At 70.7% G+C, this 16,668-nt stretch carries 17 protein-coding genes; 6 read left to right on the top strand and 11 right to left on the bottom strand.

Annotated features, from left to right (window positions below; genetic code table 11):
* Together GUY60_RS19075 and GUY60_RS19080 are read right to left on the bottom strand one after the other, a co-directional pair.
* Positions 1-710: transporter permease (locus GUY60_RS19075; RefSeq protein WP_376771273.1), on the bottom strand; the 710-nt coding region annotated here is incomplete at its 3' end.
* Positions 711-833: 123 nt separating this feature from the next.
* Positions 834-2,003 carry an acyl-CoA dehydrogenase family protein gene (locus GUY60_RS19080; protein WP_161699437.1) on the bottom strand — a complete coding sequence of 390 codons (1,170 nt, stop codon included), beginning with the start codon at positions 2,001-2,003 and terminating at the stop codon, positions 834-836.
* 179 nt (positions 2,004-2,182) lie between these two features.
* Between GUY60_RS19080 and GUY60_RS19085 the strand changes: the two genes are divergently transcribed.
* The gene (locus GUY60_RS19085) at positions 2,183-3,037 is read left to right on the top strand and encodes an HTD2 family dehydratase (RefSeq protein ID WP_312866346.1); all 855 of its coding nucleotides are present in this window, start codon (positions 2,183-2,185) and stop codon (positions 3,035-3,037) included.
* Between the two features lie 78 nt (positions 3,038-3,115).
* Here the strand turns inward: GUY60_RS19085 and GUY60_RS19090 are convergent, their stop codons facing one another.
* Positions 3,116-3,565, bottom strand: coding sequence for a spore-associated protein (locus tag GUY60_RS19090; protein ID WP_161699441.1), 450 nt, complete (start codon positions 3,563-3,565; stop codon positions 3,116-3,118).
* 173 nt (positions 3,566-3,738) lie between these two features.
* Here GUY60_RS19090 and GUY60_RS19095 point away from each other — a divergent pair, with 173 nt between their 5' ends.
* On the top strand, positions 3,739-4,428 hold the full coding sequence (locus tag GUY60_RS19095; RefSeq protein WP_161699443.1) for a TetR/AcrR family transcriptional regulator: 690 nt from the start codon (positions 3,739-3,741) through the stop codon (positions 4,426-4,428).
* 54 nt (positions 4,429-4,482) lie between these two features.
* On the opposite strand, the gene GUY60_RS19100 is transcribed toward GUY60_RS19095, so the two are convergent.
* The 4 genes from GUY60_RS19100 to GUY60_RS19115 form a co-directional block, all read right to left on the bottom strand.
* The gene (locus GUY60_RS19100) at positions 4,483-6,099 is read right to left on the bottom strand and encodes an FAD-dependent oxidoreductase (RefSeq protein ID WP_161699445.1); all 1,617 of its coding nucleotides are present in this window, start codon (positions 6,097-6,099) and stop codon (positions 4,483-4,485) included.
* 56 nt (positions 6,100-6,155) lie between these two features.
* Positions 6,156-7,127: an AurF N-oxygenase family protein gene (locus GUY60_RS19105; protein WP_161699447.1), complete on the bottom strand. Its 972-nt coding sequence runs from the start codon at positions 7,125-7,127 to the stop codon at positions 6,156-6,158.
* Between the two features lie 116 nt (positions 7,128-7,243).
* Positions 7,244-8,794, bottom strand: a complete 1,551-nt coding sequence (locus tag GUY60_RS19110; RefSeq protein ID WP_161699448.1) for a flavin-containing monooxygenase — start codon at positions 8,792-8,794, stop codon at positions 7,244-7,246.
* A gap of 300 nt (positions 8,795-9,094) precedes the next feature.
* The gene (locus GUY60_RS19115; RefSeq protein WP_161699450.1) at positions 9,095-9,970 is read right to left on the bottom strand and encodes a LysR family transcriptional regulator; all 876 of its coding nucleotides are present in this window, start codon (positions 9,968-9,970) and stop codon (positions 9,095-9,097) included.
* A gap of 110 nt (positions 9,971-10,080) precedes the next feature.
* On the opposite strand from GUY60_RS19115, the gene GUY60_RS19120 reads away from it, so the two are divergent.
* Together GUY60_RS19120 and GUY60_RS19125 are read left to right on the top strand one after the other, a co-directional pair.
* Complete coding sequence (locus GUY60_RS19120; protein WP_161699452.1) at positions 10,081-11,085, top strand: EamA family transporter; 1,005 nt, start codon at positions 10,081-10,083, stop codon at positions 11,083-11,085.
* A complete protein-coding gene (locus GUY60_RS19125) occupies positions 11,082-11,762 on the top strand; it encodes an NAD(P)-dependent oxidoreductase (protein WP_161699454.1) in 681 nt (226 codons plus the stop codon). Before GUY60_RS19120 ends, GUY60_RS19125 begins: the two co-directional genes overlap by 4 nt.
* A gap of 43 nt (positions 11,763-11,805) precedes the next feature.
* Here the strand turns inward: GUY60_RS19125 and GUY60_RS19130 are convergent, their stop codons facing one another.
* The 3 genes from GUY60_RS19130 to GUY60_RS19140 form a co-directional block, all read right to left on the bottom strand.
* Positions 11,806-12,162 carry a nuclear transport factor 2 family protein gene (locus GUY60_RS19130; protein ID WP_161699456.1) on the bottom strand — a complete coding sequence of 119 codons (357 nt, stop codon included), beginning with the start codon at positions 12,160-12,162 and terminating at the stop codon, positions 11,806-11,808.
* Between the two features lie 73 nt (positions 12,163-12,235).
* On the bottom strand, positions 12,236-12,460 hold the full coding sequence (locus GUY60_RS19135) for a hypothetical protein (RefSeq protein ID WP_161699458.1): 225 nt from the start codon (positions 12,458-12,460) through the stop codon (positions 12,236-12,238).
* A gap of 1 nt (position 12,461) precedes the next feature.
* Positions 12,462-13,004, bottom strand: coding sequence for a Chromate resistance protein ChrB (locus GUY60_RS19140; RefSeq protein ID WP_246235256.1), 543 nt, complete (start codon positions 13,002-13,004; stop codon positions 12,462-12,464).
* Between the two features lie 221 nt (positions 13,005-13,225).
* Between GUY60_RS19140 and chrA the strand changes: the two genes are divergently transcribed.
* Positions 13,226-14,650 carry a chromate efflux transporter gene (chrA, locus tag GUY60_RS19145; protein ID WP_312866347.1) on the top strand — a complete coding sequence of 475 codons (1,425 nt, stop codon included), beginning with the start codon at positions 13,226-13,228 and terminating at the stop codon, positions 14,648-14,650.
* Positions 14,651-14,814: 164 nt separating this feature from the next.
* The gene (locus tag GUY60_RS39740) at positions 14,815-16,269 is read left to right on the top strand and encodes a DUF1775 domain-containing protein (RefSeq protein WP_312866348.1); all 1,455 of its coding nucleotides are present in this window, start codon (positions 14,815-14,817) and stop codon (positions 16,267-16,269) included.
* A 94-nt stretch (positions 16,270-16,363) separates the two neighbouring features.
* On the opposite strand, the gene GUY60_RS19155 is transcribed toward GUY60_RS39740, so the two are convergent.
* Positions 16,364-16,668: ArsR/SmtB family transcription factor (locus GUY60_RS19155; protein ID WP_161699461.1), on the bottom strand; the 305-nt coding region annotated here is incomplete at its 5' end.

Here is a 16,668-nt window from a genome sequence, read left to right on the forward strand (position 1 = left end):
GTCCGGGTCTGGACGCCGCCCCGGCTCCCCGTATCGGCGGGGCCCGTACCGTCCCCGTGCGGGCCGTCGGCGCCTCCATCGTCCACCGCATCGGCGTCCGTCTCGCGCCGTCCGAACAGGCGGCGGCCGCCCATCGTCAGGTACACGAGCAGCGCGATGGCCGTGTTGAGGACGAAGGAAGTGGCGAAAAGCGCAAGGTGGTCGGCCGGGAGATCCTTGGACTCCAGGAAGCCGTTCACGAAGACGCCGTACACGCTCAGCGGCGAGAACGCTCCGGCCATGCCGCCGTGGACGACCATCATGCCCATCATCAACTGGTCGATCCGGTACCGGCGGGCGAACGGGATGGCGAGGGGCGCGACGCACGCGATGGCGAAGATCGCGCCGATCGACATCAGAAGCCCGGTCAGCGCGAAGAAGATCCAGGGCGCGGCCGCCACCTTGCCCCGGACCAGGTGGAGGCCCCATCTCACCAAGAGGTCGACGGTGCCGTTCCGTTGGGCGAAGCCGAAGAGGAACGTCAGCCCCATGAGGGCGATGAACAGGTCCACGGGGAACCCGGCGAAGAGATCCTCGGTGCTCATCCCCACCGCGAGCCCGCCCACGGCGAAGGCCGCGGCGAGCCCGAGGACGCCCAGGTTGACCGACCGCACGGTCCCCACGACGAATATCAGCACCAGGACGAGGATCGTCAGGACTTCAACGCTCATGCGACGGCTCTCAGTTCAGGCGGAGGCAACCGGCCGCACGCTCGGACCGGCAAGTTGGATCAATCGTGCGAGACACGTTCCAGCAGGTCAACAGGTATGACAGGGGCGGCTGGTACGGCAGGGTTACGCGTCGAGTCCGCCGCGCTTGACGAGCTGGGCGGCGATCACGTTGCGCTGGATCTCGTTGGTGCCCTCGCCGACGATCATCAACGGGGCGTCCCGGAAGTAGCGTTCGACGTCGAACTCGGTGGAGTAGCCGTAACCCCCGTGGATCCGGACGGCGTTGAGGGCGATCTCCATGGCGGTCTCGGAGGCGAAGAGTTTCGCCATCCCGGCCTCGGTGTCCACGCGCCGCCCGGCGTCGTACTCGCGGGCCGCGTGCAGGGTGAGCTGGCGCGCTGCGGTAAGTGAAGTGGCCATGTCGGCCAGGTAGTTGCCGATCGCCTGGTGCTGCCAGATGGGCTTGCCGAACGACTCGCGTTCCTGGGCGTAGGCGAGCGAGTCCTCGAAGGCCGCGCGGCCCACGCCGAGGGCGCGAGAGGCGACCTGGAGGCGGCCGGTCTCCAGGCCCTTCATCATCTGCGCGAAGCCCTTGCCCGGCACCCCGCCGAGCACGGCGTCCACGGGCACTCGGTGGTCCTCGAAGGACAACTCGCAGCTCTCCACGCCCTTGTAGCCGAGTTTCGGCAGGTCACGGGAGACGGTGAGGCCGGGCCCGTGTTCCACGAGGAGGATCGACATGCCGCGGTGCGCGGGCTCCGCGTCCGGGTCGGTCTTGCAGAGCAGGGCGATCAGCTGGGAGTGGCGGGAGTTGGTGATCCAGGTCTTGGACCCGTTGACCACGTACCCTCCGGCGTCGACTTCGCGGGCCACCGTACGCATGGCCTGCAGGTCGGACCCACCGCCGGGTTCCGTAAGCGCCATGGTGGCCCGGACCTCCCCGGTGGCCATACGCGGCAGCCAGCGGCGCTTCTGCTCCTCGGTGCCGAACAGGTCCAGGAGTTTGGCGACGACGGTGTGGCCGCCCATCGCTCCGGCGAGGCTCATCCAGCCGCGCGCGAGTTCCTCGGTGACCAGGACGTAGCAGGGCATGGAGACAGGGGTGCCGCCGTACTCCTCGGGCACGGCCAGGCCGAAGATGCCGAGCTCCTTCATCTTCTCGATGAGCGCCTCGGGGTACGTGTTCGTGTGCTCCAACTCCCGTACGACCGGCCGCACTTCCTTGTCGACGAAATCGTGCACGGTCTCGACGACGAAGCGTTCGTCGGCGGGCAGGGTGTCCAGGGTGCTCATGGGGGCGGTCTCCTCGTCGGGGGTGGCGGGTCCACCTCGCGTCAGCACACATGATGAGGGGCGTCGCGGGGGCCCGTACCGCGTCCGACTCCACCACAATTGCCTGACACATCCTCAACTCCCGTACATGGAAGGCACCCCGCATGGATTCCGCCCCCGCACCGCCCCTCAGTTCGTACGTGAAGTCATGGCACCCGGCGGCCACCACGGACGCGGACGCCTTGCCGCCGGGACCGGCCGCGGCCCTTTCGGCGGCCCTGGACCTGCCGGAACCCGCCGCCGGGCCCGGCGATCCGCTGCCCCCGCTGTGGCACTGGCTGTACTTCCTTCAGTGGCCCGCGCAGCGCGAACTCGGCCCCGACGGACACCTGCGCGACGCCCGGTTCCTGCCGCCGATCCCCGACCGGCAGCGGATGTTCGCGGGAGGGCGCTGCGAGGTCGTCGAGCCGCTGCGCATCGGCGAACCGGCGGAGCGTATCTGCAGCTTGAGCGCGGTGACGCCCAAGCGCGGCCGCAGCGGCGAACTCCTCTTCGCCACCGAGCGCCGGGAGTTCCGGCAGTCCGGCCGCACCTGCCTCGTCGAGGAACAGGACATCGTCTACCGCTCAGGACGCGGCGCGGCGGCCCGGCACCCGGCCACCCTCGGCACGTCCACCCCCGACACGTCCACACGCCCGCACTCCGACGCCCCCTGGCAGTTGCCCGCCAAGCCGGACGAACGCCTGCTCTTCCGGATCAGCGCCCTCACCGCCAACGCCCACCGCATCCACTACGACGCCCCGTACTGCCGCGACGTGGAGGGCTACCCGGGCCTTGTCGTGCACGGCCCGCTGCTCGCCCTGCTCATGCTGGAGCTGGTCCGGGTCAACTCGCCGCAGTGGACGGTGCGTTCACTCTCGTACCGGCTCCGCAGCCCGGCCTTCGTGGGCGAGCACCTGCTGGCCACCGGCGCCCGCACGGCCGACGGTGCCGAGCTGAGCGTCGCCACGCACCGGGAGGCCCGGCATGCCACGGCCGAGGTGAGGTTCGCGTGAGCACGCGGCTGAACCCACACACCGCTGCCGCCCCAGCGCACTTCATGAGGTGCGCCAGGACGGCCGGGGTGTGGCGGGTCAGCGAACGGTGGTGGTCCGCTGCTCCTTGAGAGCGGCACAGTTGGAACCGGTCACCTGGACATACGTGTTGCCGATGCTGCCGCCCCAGTCGACGCAGTGCGCCTTGCCGTAGGCGTAGACGGGACCCGCGTACGACGTGTAGCTGCCGTAGTCGTCAGTGCCCTCGCCGGTGTCGGGAATGTAGATCCAGGACGACATGTCCATCTTGGTACCGGGGTTGCTGCGGATGGTGACGACGCAGTTCTTGCCGTTGGTCGAGTTGTACGTCAGATAGACGGTGCCCCGCGTGCCGATGGGCGCCGAGTTGACGGTCTTGTAGCTGCTGCCGCAGACCTGCTGCGGGGTGGTGTTGGGCGCGGCGGAGGCGGGACCCGCCAGCGCGGTCGCCCCTCCCATGGCCAGGGCCGACAAGCCCGCGACGGTTAGGGCAGATCGGTTGAATCGCATATTTCCCCCATATGACGGTTGGTGCGGTCTGCTCGTGCTTGGTAGGACCCACAACACATCGCAATGGTTGTACCCGTCTGTACGACCATTTCGGCGCACCGGGCAACAGTCACGCCGTCGGGCCCGCCACGGAGCGGTGCCATGCTCGTCCGAAGGGCCGATATTGTGACGGGATGGTGCAGAGAACCGGCGGTGAGCCGCAGATCGACGGACGCTCCACCCGCTGGGACGAGCACAAGGCGCAGCGTCAGGTCGAGTTGGTGGACGCGGCGGTCGCGCTCATCGAGGAGGAGGGCACGCGTTTCCGGGTGCAGCGGCTCGCGGAGCGTGTGGGTGTGCCGAGGTCGGTGCTGTACCGGCACTTCAAGGACCGCGCCACGCTGGACGAGCTGATCCGGCGGCGGGTGGTGGAGTCGTTCATGCGGCGCATGGAGCCCACGCTCTCCTTCGACGGGACGGTCGAGGAAGCCGTACGCCGGGTGGTGAGCGCGCATCTGGACTGGGTGTCCCAACACCCGCGCCTGTACGCGTACATGGGCGTCGGGGAACACGCGATGGGGGACGGCTCACTGGTGGCGGACACCAAGACGGCCATCGCACTGATGCTGAGCGAGCGGTTCAGTGACGTGCTGAAGGCGCTGGGCGTGCAGGAGGCGCCGCTCCGTTCGGTCGCGGTCGGCGTCGTGGGCTTTGTGGACACCGCTGTGAACCAGTGGGTGCGCGACCCCGCACGTGAGCTGTCCGAGGAGGAGCTGCGGACGATGCTGTGCCGCTCTGTGTGGGCGATCCTCGACGCGACGTTGCGGGGCCTGAGTGTGGAGCTGTCGCCGCAGCAGCGGGTGGCCGATCTGGAGGGGGCCTGAGCCCCCTCCTCGACGCCGGCCGCGTACCCGTACGTCAGGCCGCGTACCCGTACGTCAGCCGCGTACCGGTGCCGCCGGGGCGGTCTGCGCGGCGGCGCGGTGCAGGGACTCGGTGTCCGTGAGTTTCACGCGGGGGCGGCCCTGGGCCTCTCCCGCCGCCCGTTCCGTACGGTCGATCGCGCGCCAGGCGTCCAGGCCCAGGCCTCCGGCGGCCACGCTCGCGCCGGTCACCGGCTCGGTGAGGCGGCCGGCGGCGAAGTCGTCGAGGAGGGACTCGACGGTCTCGTGGGCGCAGGTCTTGTTCGTGCCGATGAAGCCGGTCGGCCCTCGCTTGATCCAGCCCGCGACGTAGACGCCGGGCTCGACCCGGCCGCTCTCGTGCGGGACGGTCGCACTGTCCTCGTCGAAGGGCAGGCCGGGCACGGGGCGGGCGCGGTAGCCGACGGAGCGCAGGACGAGGCCCGTCCGCAGGGTCTGGGTGTCGCCGGCGGGCCGGGCGCGGACGGTGCCGTCGTCGTCGGTGTGCAGCTCGGTGGGGGTGATCTCCAGGGCGCGTACGGAGTCCTCGCCCGTGAGCCGTACCGGGGCGGTCAGGAAGCGCAGGACGATGCGGCGGCGGCCCCCGACCGGTGTGCGGGCGGCCAGTTCCGACAGGAGGCGGGCCTTCTCGGTGGCGTCGGGCGCCAGGTCGTCGGGCCGGCCTTCCACGGTCACGTCCACGTCCTTCAGGGCGGAGAGCGCGAGGAGTTCAGGCACGGTGAACGCCGCCTGGGCGGGTCCTCGGCGGCCCAGGAGGACGACCTCGCGGACCTTGCTCGCGCGGAGTGCGGCGAGCGCGAGGTCGGAGATGTCGGTACGGGCCAGAGCGTCGGGGTCGGCGGTGAGAATGCGGGCGACATCGAGGGCGACGTTGCCGTTGCCGACGACGACGGCGCGTTCGGTGTCGAGGGCGGGGGCGTCGTGCGCGTGGTCGGGGTGGCCGTTGTACCAGGCGACGAAGTCGGTGGCGGAGACGCTGCCGGGCAGGCCCTCGCCTTCGATGCCGAGGCGTTTGTCGGTCGCGGCACCGACGGCGTAGATCACCGCGTGGTATTCGCGCAGCAGGTCGGCGTGGGTGAGGTCAGCGCCGATCTCGACGCCGAGCCGGTAGGTGAAGCCGGGCTGTGACTCGATGGCCCGGAAAAGCTCGGTGACCTGCTTGGTGTCCTGGTGGTCCGGTGCGACGCCGGCTCGCGCGAGACCGTACGGGGTCGGGAGCCGGTCGAAGACGGTGACACGTACGCCCGGGTGGCGCAGCAACTCGTCGGCGGCGAACAGCCCGGCGGGCCCTGCGCCGACGACCGCGACGCTCAACTCGCCTGCGGGGACGGCTCGTTGCTTGGGTACGACGTACATGGGCGTACGGTCGGCGTGCGGATTCTCCTTGTAGTACGAGGCGTTCAGCTCCAGGAAGGGCAACTCCCCCTCGCCGAGGGCCGTATGGGGCTTGAGGGCGTCCACCGGGCAGGCCGTCGTGCAGGCGCCGCAGTCCACGCAGGTGCGCGGGTCGACGTACAGCATCTCGGCGGTGGCGAAGCCGGGCTCGCCGGGTGCGGGGTGGATGCAGTTGACGGGGCAGGCCAGCACGCAGGAGGCGTCGGCGCAGCAGGATCGGGTGACGACGTACGGCACGGCGAGCTGGTCTCCGTTCGGGCGTTCAGCGACAGGCTGTGCGGGAGTTGGGGCGTTCAGTCGGCGGTGTGCGGGACGGGCTCGCCGCGGAAGCGCGCGGGGCGGCCGTCGATGCGCAGGGCCCTCCACACCGGGCGGGACACCTTGTTCATCAGGCCGATGTCCTGGGCGAGCATCCGTACGTCGGAGAAAAGGCTGTGCAGCATCTTCTGGCCGGCGTCGGACTTCCAGAAGACGTCCTTGACCACCCAGGCCGGGATGCCGACCTCGGCGGCGGACTTCCGGTCGGGGATCATGATGACGTCGCACAGGATCCGCATGATCAGCGGGAAGAGGACGGACAGGGCGCCGCGGCGGGCCTTGCCGTAGCGCGGGACGCGCAGGCGCAGGAACTCGTGGGCGAAGGAGATGTGCCGGGCTTCCTCGGCAATGTGGATCTGCATGATCCGCTGCGGCAGTGGGTGCACCGGTTCGCCGCTGCGCAGGGCGGCCTTCTGCAGGTGGTCGATGGGCTCCTCACCGGCGAGGATGCCTGTGAAGAACGCCTCGGGGTAGAGGGAGCCGAACACCGGCAGTACCCGGCTGAGCTGGCGGAACCAGCGCTTTCCGCCGGCGGTGTCCACGCCGGTGCGGTTGACCAGCTCCTGGAACATCTGGGTGTGGTGGGTCTCTTCGGTGATCTCGTGGGTGAGATACCTGAACTCCTCGTTCTGGTTGCCCAGTTGGAAGACGTAGTCGAGAGCTCCGCGCATGAGGAGGTTCTCGAACTGCATGCCCACCTTGGCGATCATCGCCCAGCGCCAGATCCCGATGCGGATCTGCGTCTCGAGCGGCTGCTCCTGGTACCAGGGGTGGGCGCCGAGGGCGTCCGCGGAGGTGAGGACCCAGCGCGGGTCGCTGGTGTCGACGGCGAACTCGGGGTCGTCCCACTTGATGTCGATGAAGGCGTTGAAGTTGACGTTCACGGAGCCCTGGGACAGGGTCCGCAGCCGCTCGTCGTAGACCTTCCTGGTCAGGTTCGCGGTCATCTTCGTCCTCGGTGTCTGCTCGGCGGGTCCCCGGAGAGGGGCGGACGGTGCGCGGTACGGGGCAGTGCGGTGGGGCTATGGGGATAGAGGTACGTACTGGTCAGGCGGCCAGGCGATCAGGCGGCGCGGGTGGATTCCCCGGCATCCGCCGTGGCGTCCGTACCGGCCTGGTCCGTGGTGTCCGTACCGGCCTGGTCCGCCGGGTCCGCCTTGTCGAAGCGCAGCGGGCTGTCGTCGATGGAGGCGTGCCGGAGCATGGCGCGGTCGCGGTAGTAGTTGTTCCACAGCCGCCACGGGTCGCGGGTGCCCTGGCGCGGCATGACCTTGTCGGCGCGGGCGATGTAGCCGGAGGTCAGCGCCTCGCCCATGACGGAGAACTCCGAGCGGTCACCGTCGGAGGCCACCGGGGTGGCGATGTCGTGCCCGTGGCGCCGCATGTACGCGAGGAGGCGGGCGGTGTACTCGGCCGCCAGGTCCGCCTTCAGGGTCCAGGAGGCGTTGGTGTAGCCGATCACGAGGGACATGTTGGGTACACCCTCGAGCAGGACGGCCTTGTAGAGGACGCGGTTCGTGACGTCCACCGGGCGGCCGTCGACGGTGAGTTCCATGCCGCCCATGAGGCGGACGCTCAGGCCCGTCGCGGTGACGACGATGTCCGCCTTCAGTTCCTCGCCGGACTTCAGGCGGATGCCGTCGGCGGTGAAGGTGTCGATGTGGTCGGTGGCGATGGACGCCTTGCCGCGCTTGAGCACCTTGAACAGGTCGCCGCCGGGGACGACGCACAGGCGCTGGTCCCAGGGCTTGTAGTTCGGGCTGAAGTGCCGCATGTCGACGCCCTTGCCGGCCTGGGCCCTGACCAGGCCGAGGAGCACCTTGCGGGCGATGCGGGGGTACTTGCGGCAGAAGGCGTAACTCCCGCGCTGCAGCGCGATGTTGCGGGCGCGGGCGATCTTGTACGTGAGGGCGGCGGGGGCGCGCAGCTTCTGCAGGACGGAGGTGACCGGGTCGACCTCCGGCAGCGCGAGGACGTACGTGGGCGAGCGCTGCAGCATGGTGACGTGCTCGGCCTCGTCGGCCATCGCGGGCAGCAGGGTGATGGCGGTGGCACCGGAGCCGATGACGACCACGCGCTTGCCGGTGTGGTCGAGCTCCTCCGGCCAGTGCTGGGGGTGGACCAGGGTGCCCTGATAGTCCGCCTCGCCGGGGAACTGGGGGCGGTAGGGCTCGTCGTAGTCGTAGTAGCCGGTCGCGCCGATGAGGTAGCCCGCGCTGTACGACTCGCGCTCGCCGGACCCCTCGTCCTCGACCTCGACGGTCCAACGCCCGGTGGCGTGCGAGAAGTCGGCGCTGATCGCGCGGCGGCCGAAGCGGGTGCGCTCGAGGACGCCGTCGTCCGCCGCGGCGTCCTCGACGTACTGCCGGATCGCCGCACCGCCGGCGAGGATGCGGGCATCGCGCCACGGGCGGAAGCCGAATCCGAAGGTGGACATGTCGGAGTCCGAACGGATACCGGGGTACCGGAAGAGGTCCCAGGTGCCACCGACACGGGCGCGGCGCTCGAGCACGACGACCGAGGCGCCGGGGTTGTCGCGCAGGGCGTGGCGCGCGGCGCTGATACCGGATATTCCGGCGCCGATCACCAGGACGTCGACGTGCTGCTGCTCCATCGCGAAGGTCCTTCTCGCTCGTGGGCCCCTGAGAGGGGCAGGGCCGAATGGGCCGCCGTTCGGGCCACGGTTCGGGCCGCTGACGGTTGCTCAGACACGTGGATCCACATCTGCGTGTTCCCCGCAATTTACCTGCGACACACTGTTTCAGATACCGCCAGTAACGTGACGCGGGTCACTTTTAAGCGGGGGGAAATCGGGATGAATGGCCGTATGCAGCCCAGGCGTTGACAGGATTGACGGGGCGTCGTGGCCTCTTCCGGCATCCGACGCTGGGCCCAGCGCGTGCCGTTCGCCGTTTCAGACCTGTGAGGCGCGCAGTACCGCCAACAACGCCGTGGCGGCCGGGGTGGGGTTGAACTCGCTCCAGGCCAGGTGCTCGCTCCGGGTCGGCCCGCCCGTCACGGCGATGGCGGCCAGGCGGGCGCCCGGTCGCAGGATCGCGGGTGGCAGCAGGGCGACCGCGAGGTTCTGCTCGACCAGGTCGAGGATCAGGTCGACGGACATCGCCTCGAAGGTCACGTCGCGTGGGATGCCGGCCGCCTCGAAGGCGAGGTCGCTCTGTGCGCGCCCCGGAGAGCCCGCCGTGAAGTCGACGAACGTCTCCTCGGCCAGATCGGCCAGGCGCAGGCGGCGGCGTCCGGCCAGGCGGTGCTCGGTGGAGACGACCGCGACATGCCGCTCCCTGGCCAGCTCGACCGACTGGACGCCGCTCGGCGTGACGGTCTCCGGCAGCCCGAGGACCGCGATGTCCACCGCGCCCGCCGCCACGCCGGAGATGAGTTCGTCGCTGGCCGCGCTGCGCAGGCTGACGCGTACCGCGGGGTGGGCCTGGTGGAAGGTCCGCAGCGCGCGCGGGATGTCGAGGGCGGTGACGCTGGGGATGATGCCGAGGGTGACGGGGCCGCGCAGCTCCCCGATGGTCGCCGTCGCATCGGCGGCGGCACGCTCGGCCGCCTCCAGACTGGCGCGGGCCGACGGCAGGAACGCCTCACCCGCCGCGGTGAGTTCGACCCTTCTGCTGGTACGTGCGAAGAGGCGCACGCCGAGTTCGTCCTCGAGTGTCTTGATCTGGTGGCTCAGCGCGGACTGGACCACGTAGCACTGCTCGGCGGCGCGCGTGAAGTTGCGGGTCTCGGCGACGGCCAGGACGTATCGAAGTTGCCGGAGTTCCATCCATTCATCGTGCCTGACGCCGGAGTTCCAACCATTCATCGTGTGTGACGATCGAACCCATGAAAACCATGTGTTGGACTCATAGGTGAGTGGAGTCCGACAGTGGTGGCGTGACCACAACGACCGCAGCAACTCCCCCGGCCCCGCCCCTATCGACGCCGACGCCCACGCCCACGCCTACGCCCACGCCCACGCGATCGGCCGGCCGGGCCGGACTCACTCTTGCCACGGCGCTCGCGCCCGCGGTGTGGGGTACGACGTACGTCGTCACCACCGAACTGCTGCCGCCCGACGCCCCGTTGTTCGCCGCACTCATGCGCGCGCTCCCGGCCGGTCTGCTCGGCCTGCTCATCGCTCGCACGCTCCCGCGCGGGGCGTGGTGGTGGAAGGCCGCGGTCCTCGGCGCCCTGAACGTCGGCGCGTTCTTTCCGCTGCTGTTCATCGCCGCCGAACGGCTCCCCGGTGGGGTGGCCGCGACGCTCGGGGCGAGTCAGCCGATCCTGGTGGCTCTGCTCGCCGTGCCCCTCCTGTCCGAACGGCTGTCGCCCTGGCGGCTGGCCTGGGGCGTCGTCGGAGTCCTGGGGGTGGGGCTCGTCGTGCTCGGCCCCGGCGCGGCCTTCGACCCGCTCGGGGTGCTCGCCGGTCTCGCCGGGGCAGCCGCGATGGGCACCGGGATCGTACTCGCCAAACGCTGGGGCCGCCCCGAAGGGGTCAGCGCGATCGGGTTCGCCGGGTGGCAACTCGCCGCGGGCGGACTGCTGTTGCTCGCCCCGACCCTGCTCGTCGAGGGCATACCCGGCGGGATCGACGGCCGGGCCGTGGCGGGGTACGTGTGGCTGGGCACCGCGGGCGGGCTGATCGCCTACACCCTCTGGTTCAGGGGCCTGCGCACCCTCCCGGTCACGTCGACGGCCCTCCTCGGGCTGCTCTCGCCGCTGGTCGCCACCGCTCTCGGCGTACTGCTCGCCGGCGAGAGCCTCGATCCCCTTCAGCTGCTCGGCTTCGCCCTCGCCCTCGCGGCGCTGGCCGGCGGACAGATCACCCCGGCACCTCGTACGCCTCGTACGCCTCGTACGCCTCGTACGCCTCGCTCTCCGAAAGGGTCTCTCTCGTGAACATCGCAGTGATCGGTGCCACCGGAATGGTCGGCTCACGTCTCGTCGCCGAAGCGGTCACGCGCGGGCATCAGGTGGTCGCCGCGTCACGGCGCCCGCAGCAGACGCCCGCACCAGGCATCATCCCCACGGCCGTGGACCTCGCGGACGAACAGCACGGTGCTGCCGCTCTGGACGCGGCACTCGCCAAGTCCGACGCCGTACTCCTCACGGTGCGGCCGGCTGCTGGCCAGGAGGACTCGATCGCACCGTCGACGTCGGCCGTCCTGGACGCGGCTGCCAAGGCGGGCATCCGGGTGCTCGTCGTGGGCGGAGCGGGGCCCCTGAAGTCGCCCCGCCGGCCTGGGCTGTTGGTGATCGACGACCCTGACCATGTGCCGGCCCAGTGGCGCGCGATCGCGGGAGCCAGTACGGCCCAGTTGCGGACCTGCAAGGAGCACCCGTACGGGAACTGGACGTACCTCAGCCCGCCGTCCCTCCTCGAACCCGGCACACGCACCGGCACCTACCGCCGTGGGACGACCACCCTGCTCACCGCCCCCGACGGCACGTCCCGCATCAGCGTCGAGGACCTCGCCGTGGCCGCGCTCGACGAGCTCGAACACCCGGAAGGGGAGCGGCACTTCACGGTGGCGGCAGCGGTCGCCGACGGGGGATCGCGGACCACGAGCGCCTAGGGACCGACCGCACGTGACCGTGACTCCCTGCTCTGCCCGAGGGTCAGAAACCGTTGAAGAAGCCGTGTACGCGGTTGATCCGACCGTCCTCGAACCACGCGACGTCGAATCCGCTCACCACCGGCGCGCCACCCGTCGGGCCGACCTGCCAGGAGAAGTGGACGGAGTCGTGGTGGGTCAGCACCTGGTCGAAGGTGAACAGCATCCCGGTGAAGTTCTTCCGCGCACCGGCGATGTACTCACCGATGGCCTCGGCTCCCTCGGCCACGACGGTCGGGTCGGTGTAGGTCGCGTCAGGGGTGAACAGCTCGTCGACCGAAGCCTGCCGAACCTCGTCGTCGGACTCGTTCCAGATCGAGATGTACGCCTCGACCAGCTTCGTAACGGCATCCTTGTCCATGGCGAACGACCGTATCACCGGGGGTACGACCAACTCCCCATGCTCCAGGGGGACTTCGCCACCACCGGACGCCTCAAGCCGCCCGGCCTGCGGCAAGCTCGGGAACGTACGTGACTGCATGGCCGCCGTAGGCCAGGCCGACGAAGCGGTCGAGCAGGATGACTGGTTCCGCCCATGCTGAACGCTGGTCGAAAACGAACGCGGACGCCGGGGCAGGCCTCTCGACCGCTGTTTCCGGCTGGGCGGCGATGACCCGCCAGGCGGCCCGGTCGATGTGGATGCCGGCGCGGTGGCCCACTTCATGCTGAACTCTCCTGGTCGTCCTGCGAGTTCGACGGGTCGGACGGGTTCGACGGGTTGGACGGGTGCAGCGCGTTCACGGCCGCTTCGGCGGCGCGGCGTTCCGGCGGCGGGAAGTAGTCGCGGCGGTTGATGCGGCGCAGTTCGGCGCGGAGTCCGCGCAGGACGCGGCGGCCCTCCGCCTCGCCCAGCCCCTGTGCCTGCTGCGCCCGCGCGTGCAGCTTCCGGTACTCGGCGGCACGGGCCTCGGTCAGGGTGCGGGCCAGTTCACGTTCCTGTTCCGCGAGCGCCGGATGGGCGAACCAGAGGGTGGCGGTGCCGCCCGAGTCGGTGATCTCCTCGGCGATCCGCTCCAGTTGCTCGCGGGTGCGGGCGTCGGCGGGCAGGGCGACCAGGCCGTCGCCGAGCTGTGCGACCCCGAGCCGTTTGAGCTTGCGCCAGACGGCGATGCGCGGCGTGGAGGGTTCGCGGGGCATCCGGTACGAGAGCAGGGCCCACTGGCCGGCGTCGCCCGCGCCGGAAGGAGGGTCAGCAGTGGTCAATGCGGCACGCTCCCGGGGAAGTTGGCGCGACGGTCTGCCTGCATCGCGGTGAGCGCCCCCTGTCGGAGCCCGCGTGCCGCAACACAGTGTTCACCTTCAGCCGCAACACAGTGTTCACCTCCATAGGCGCCTCTCCACCTTCCACCCCGCCCTCTTCTGAGGTAACCATGGTTGCACCGCCGCCTGTTCTGCCTCGACCTTTCCCGGACGGAGATCCACCGGTGACCGCCACCGATCAGCCATCGACTCCTCCCCGCCCCGAGGCGAAGTCGCCCGCCGCAGACTCCGAACGGGACGGTGACCTCGTACCGTTCCGGCAGGCGCTGAAGACCTGGTTCACCATCTCCCTTCAGACCTTCGGCGGGCCCGCCGGGCAGATCGCAGTGATGCAGCGCGCGCTCGTCGAGGAGAAGCGCTGGATCGGCCAGCAGCGCTTCAACCACGCCCTCAGCTACTGCATGCTCCTGCCCGGCCCGGAAGCGCAGCAACTCGCCGTCTACACCGGGTGGTTGCTCAACGGCACGCGGGGCGGCCTCGCGGCGGGCGTGCTGTTCGTGCTGCCGGGGGTGGTGGCGCTGCTCGCGCTGTCGGCGCTGTACGTGGCCTTCGGCTCGACCGTCGCGGTCACGGGACTGTTCGCGGGGCTCGCTCCCGCCGTCGTGGCGATCGTGGCGCAGGCGGTCTGGCGGGTCGGGCGCCGTTCCCTGACGCATCCTCTGCTCGTCGGCGTCGCTGTGGCGTCGTTCGTGGCGCTCGCGCTGTTCGACGCGCCGTTCCCGGCCGTCATCGTCGTCGCCGCGCTCGCCGGCTGGCTGATCGGCCGGTACGTACCGCACGCCCTGAAGCCCGCCGGGTCCGGAGCGGTCGACGACGGGCCGCCGCCGCTGATCCCTGACGGCGCCCTGCACGCTGAACGTCCCAGCGCACGGCGGGCGTTGCGGATCGTCGCGATCGGCCTGGTGCTGTGGGCGGCTCCGGTGGCGGCGGTCGCCGTACTGACCGGGACGGGCAGCGTCTTCACCACCCAGGGCCTGTACTTCTCCGGCACGGCGGTCGTCACGTTCGGCGGCGCCTACGCCGTGCTCGCCTACGTCGCCCAGCAGGCCGTGCAGACGTACGGCTGGCTCGGCGCCGGGGAGATGGCCCGTGGTCTCGCCCTTGCCGAGACCACTCCCGGACCGCTCATCATGGTCGTGCAGTTCGTCGCCTTCCTCGGCGCCTACCGCGACCCCGGCACCCTCGACCCGTGGGCGGCCGCGCTGCTCGGGGCGCTCCTGACGACGTGGGTCACCTTCGTGCCCTGCTTCCTGTTCATCTTCCTCGGCGCCCCGTACATCGAGCGCCTACGCGGCAACCGCAGGATCGCCGCCGCGCTCAGCGGCATCACCGCCGCCGTCGTCGGCGTGATCGCCAACCTCGCCCTGTACTTCGCCGAGCACACCCTCTTCACCGACGTACGGGCATGGTCCACCGGCCCGCTGCACCTGGCGGTGCCGAACGTCGCCACACTGCGTCCAGCGGCCCTGGGCATCGCCCTGATCGCCGTGCTGCTGATCTTCCGGCTGCGCTGGAGCGTGCTCCGTACGCTCGGGGTGTGCGCCACCATCGGGCTCGCCGCGGCCTTCGCGGGCGTACCCGGTGTCTGAACCCCCGCGCCGCATGCCCAAGTCGTGACCCGCACCCCGGCCCGGCGCAGATCGGCCGTGCGACTTCGGCAGGACGGGTCGAGCGGGCGGGGCCGGTGCAGCATGATGGTCCGGCCATGAGGTCGGGGCCAGGAATTCGCAGTACGCGCTCGGCGCGCCGCGCGGTGCGAACGACACACGCCGCGTCGGCTGCGGCTGCCCGTGCGGCGGTCTTCTCCTTCGCCGGTACGGGCCTCGCCACCGCCGGTCACCACATGGCCTCCGGCGCCCCCACGGCCTGGTCGGCCGTACTGCCCGCCGCACTGGCACTCTTCACCGTGGCCCTGCCCCTGGCCCGGCAAGCCCTGCCCTTGCCCGCCGCACTCGCGGCAACCGGGGCGGGACAACTGGCCCTGCACACATGGTTCGTACGGGTAGCTCCTCATCCGGCGCCACACGATCACGGCCCTCACCCGCACCTCGGCCACACCGCGCAACCCGACGCAGACCTGCTCTGGTACTCCGGGCACCATGGCGGCCTCGCCATGGTCGCCGCTCACACGGTGGCCGCCCTCCTAGTGGCCTGGTTGCTGCACCGTGCCGACGCCGCTTGCCGGACCGTCGTACGTCTGGCGGCGGGGGTCGCGGAGCGCGTGGCCTCGACCTGGGGCAGGTGGGCGGCACACGGGGCAAGGCCCGCCCGAACCGCCGAATCCGCACCGGGCACGGCTCCCTGCTCGGGGATACCTCGGCCTGCGGTCGAGATGCTGACCCATGACGTGGCACGACGCGGCCCTCCGGCAGCACGGATCTCCTCCTGCTTCCTGCTGTCCATGACGGGCCGCCCTGCGGCGGGCCCGCACTTCACCCTGACCACTCAGGAGTCACCCGTGCCCAGCACCAACGCGCGCACCACGCGCCGCATCACAGCCGTTGCCGCCCTAGCCCTGGCCACCGTCCTCGCCACGGCGCCGCCCGCGTCCGCCCACGTCGAGGTCGAGGCGGAGGGCGCCCGCGCCCTCGACCAGAAGGTCACCCTGGCCTTCAACGCCGAGTCGGAGTCGGACAAGGCCGGCATCACCAAGCTGGAGGTGATCCTGCCCAAGGGCCTGGCCCCGGCCGACATCACCTACAAGTCCGGCCCCCAGGGCTGGAAGCTGGCCCCCACCGATCGCGGCTACACCGTCTCCGGCCCGCCCGTCCCCACCGGCAAGGACGCCGCGTACGCGGTGGTCGTCCGGCAGCTCCCCGACGCGAAGGCGCTGGCGTTCAAGACCCTGCAGACGTACGACGACGGGCGCATCGACCGCTGGATCGAGATCGAGGAGCCGGGCGAGCACGACCACTCGGACGACACCGGCCACGGCAGCCCGGCCCCGATGCTCGAACTGGCCGCCGCGGCGCCGGGAGCCGAGCCGGTCTCCCCCGACTCCAGCACGCCGGAATCCCCGGCGACCGACTCACCGTCGACTGACCCGGCGCCGGCCGACAAGGACGACAAGGACGACAACAAGAAGCAGGCCGACGCTCAGCAGCAGGACGACGACAGCTCGCCGGTCGTGCCGCTGGCGATCGGGGCCGTGGTGCTGGTTGCCGTCGGCGTCGGCATCTGGCTGTTCCGGCGTCGCAGCACGGAGTAACCGGGATGTCGGTCCGCCGGTGCCTGGCCGCCCTGCCCGCCCTGGTCGCAGACATCCACCGCAGCCAGGTACCCCCACGCTGCTCGACCGGCGGTCAGGCGGGTCCAGCGGTGCGCGCGTCGACGAGCAGGTGCTCGATGTGGTGGACGGCCTGGTCGAGGAGTTGGGCCACGTGGTCGTCGTAGAGGTGGTAGACGATGCGGTGGCCGGTGACCAGGCCGAGGGCGCGTAGCAGGCGCAGTTGGTGGGAGACGGCGGAGTGTTCCATGCCGACGGCGCCGGCGAGGGAGCCGACGTCGTACGGCCCGTGCCGCAGGGTGGCGAGGATCCGCAGCCGTGAGGGTGTGGCCAGGGCCTGGAGCATGACGGCGACGGAGGCGGCGGTGGTCTCGTCGAGGC

This window comes from Streptomyces boluensis, from assembly GCF_009908195.1.
In the GTDB taxonomy this organism is placed as follows: domain Bacteria; phylum Actinomycetota; class Actinomycetes; order Streptomycetales; family Streptomycetaceae; genus Streptomyces; species Streptomyces boluensis.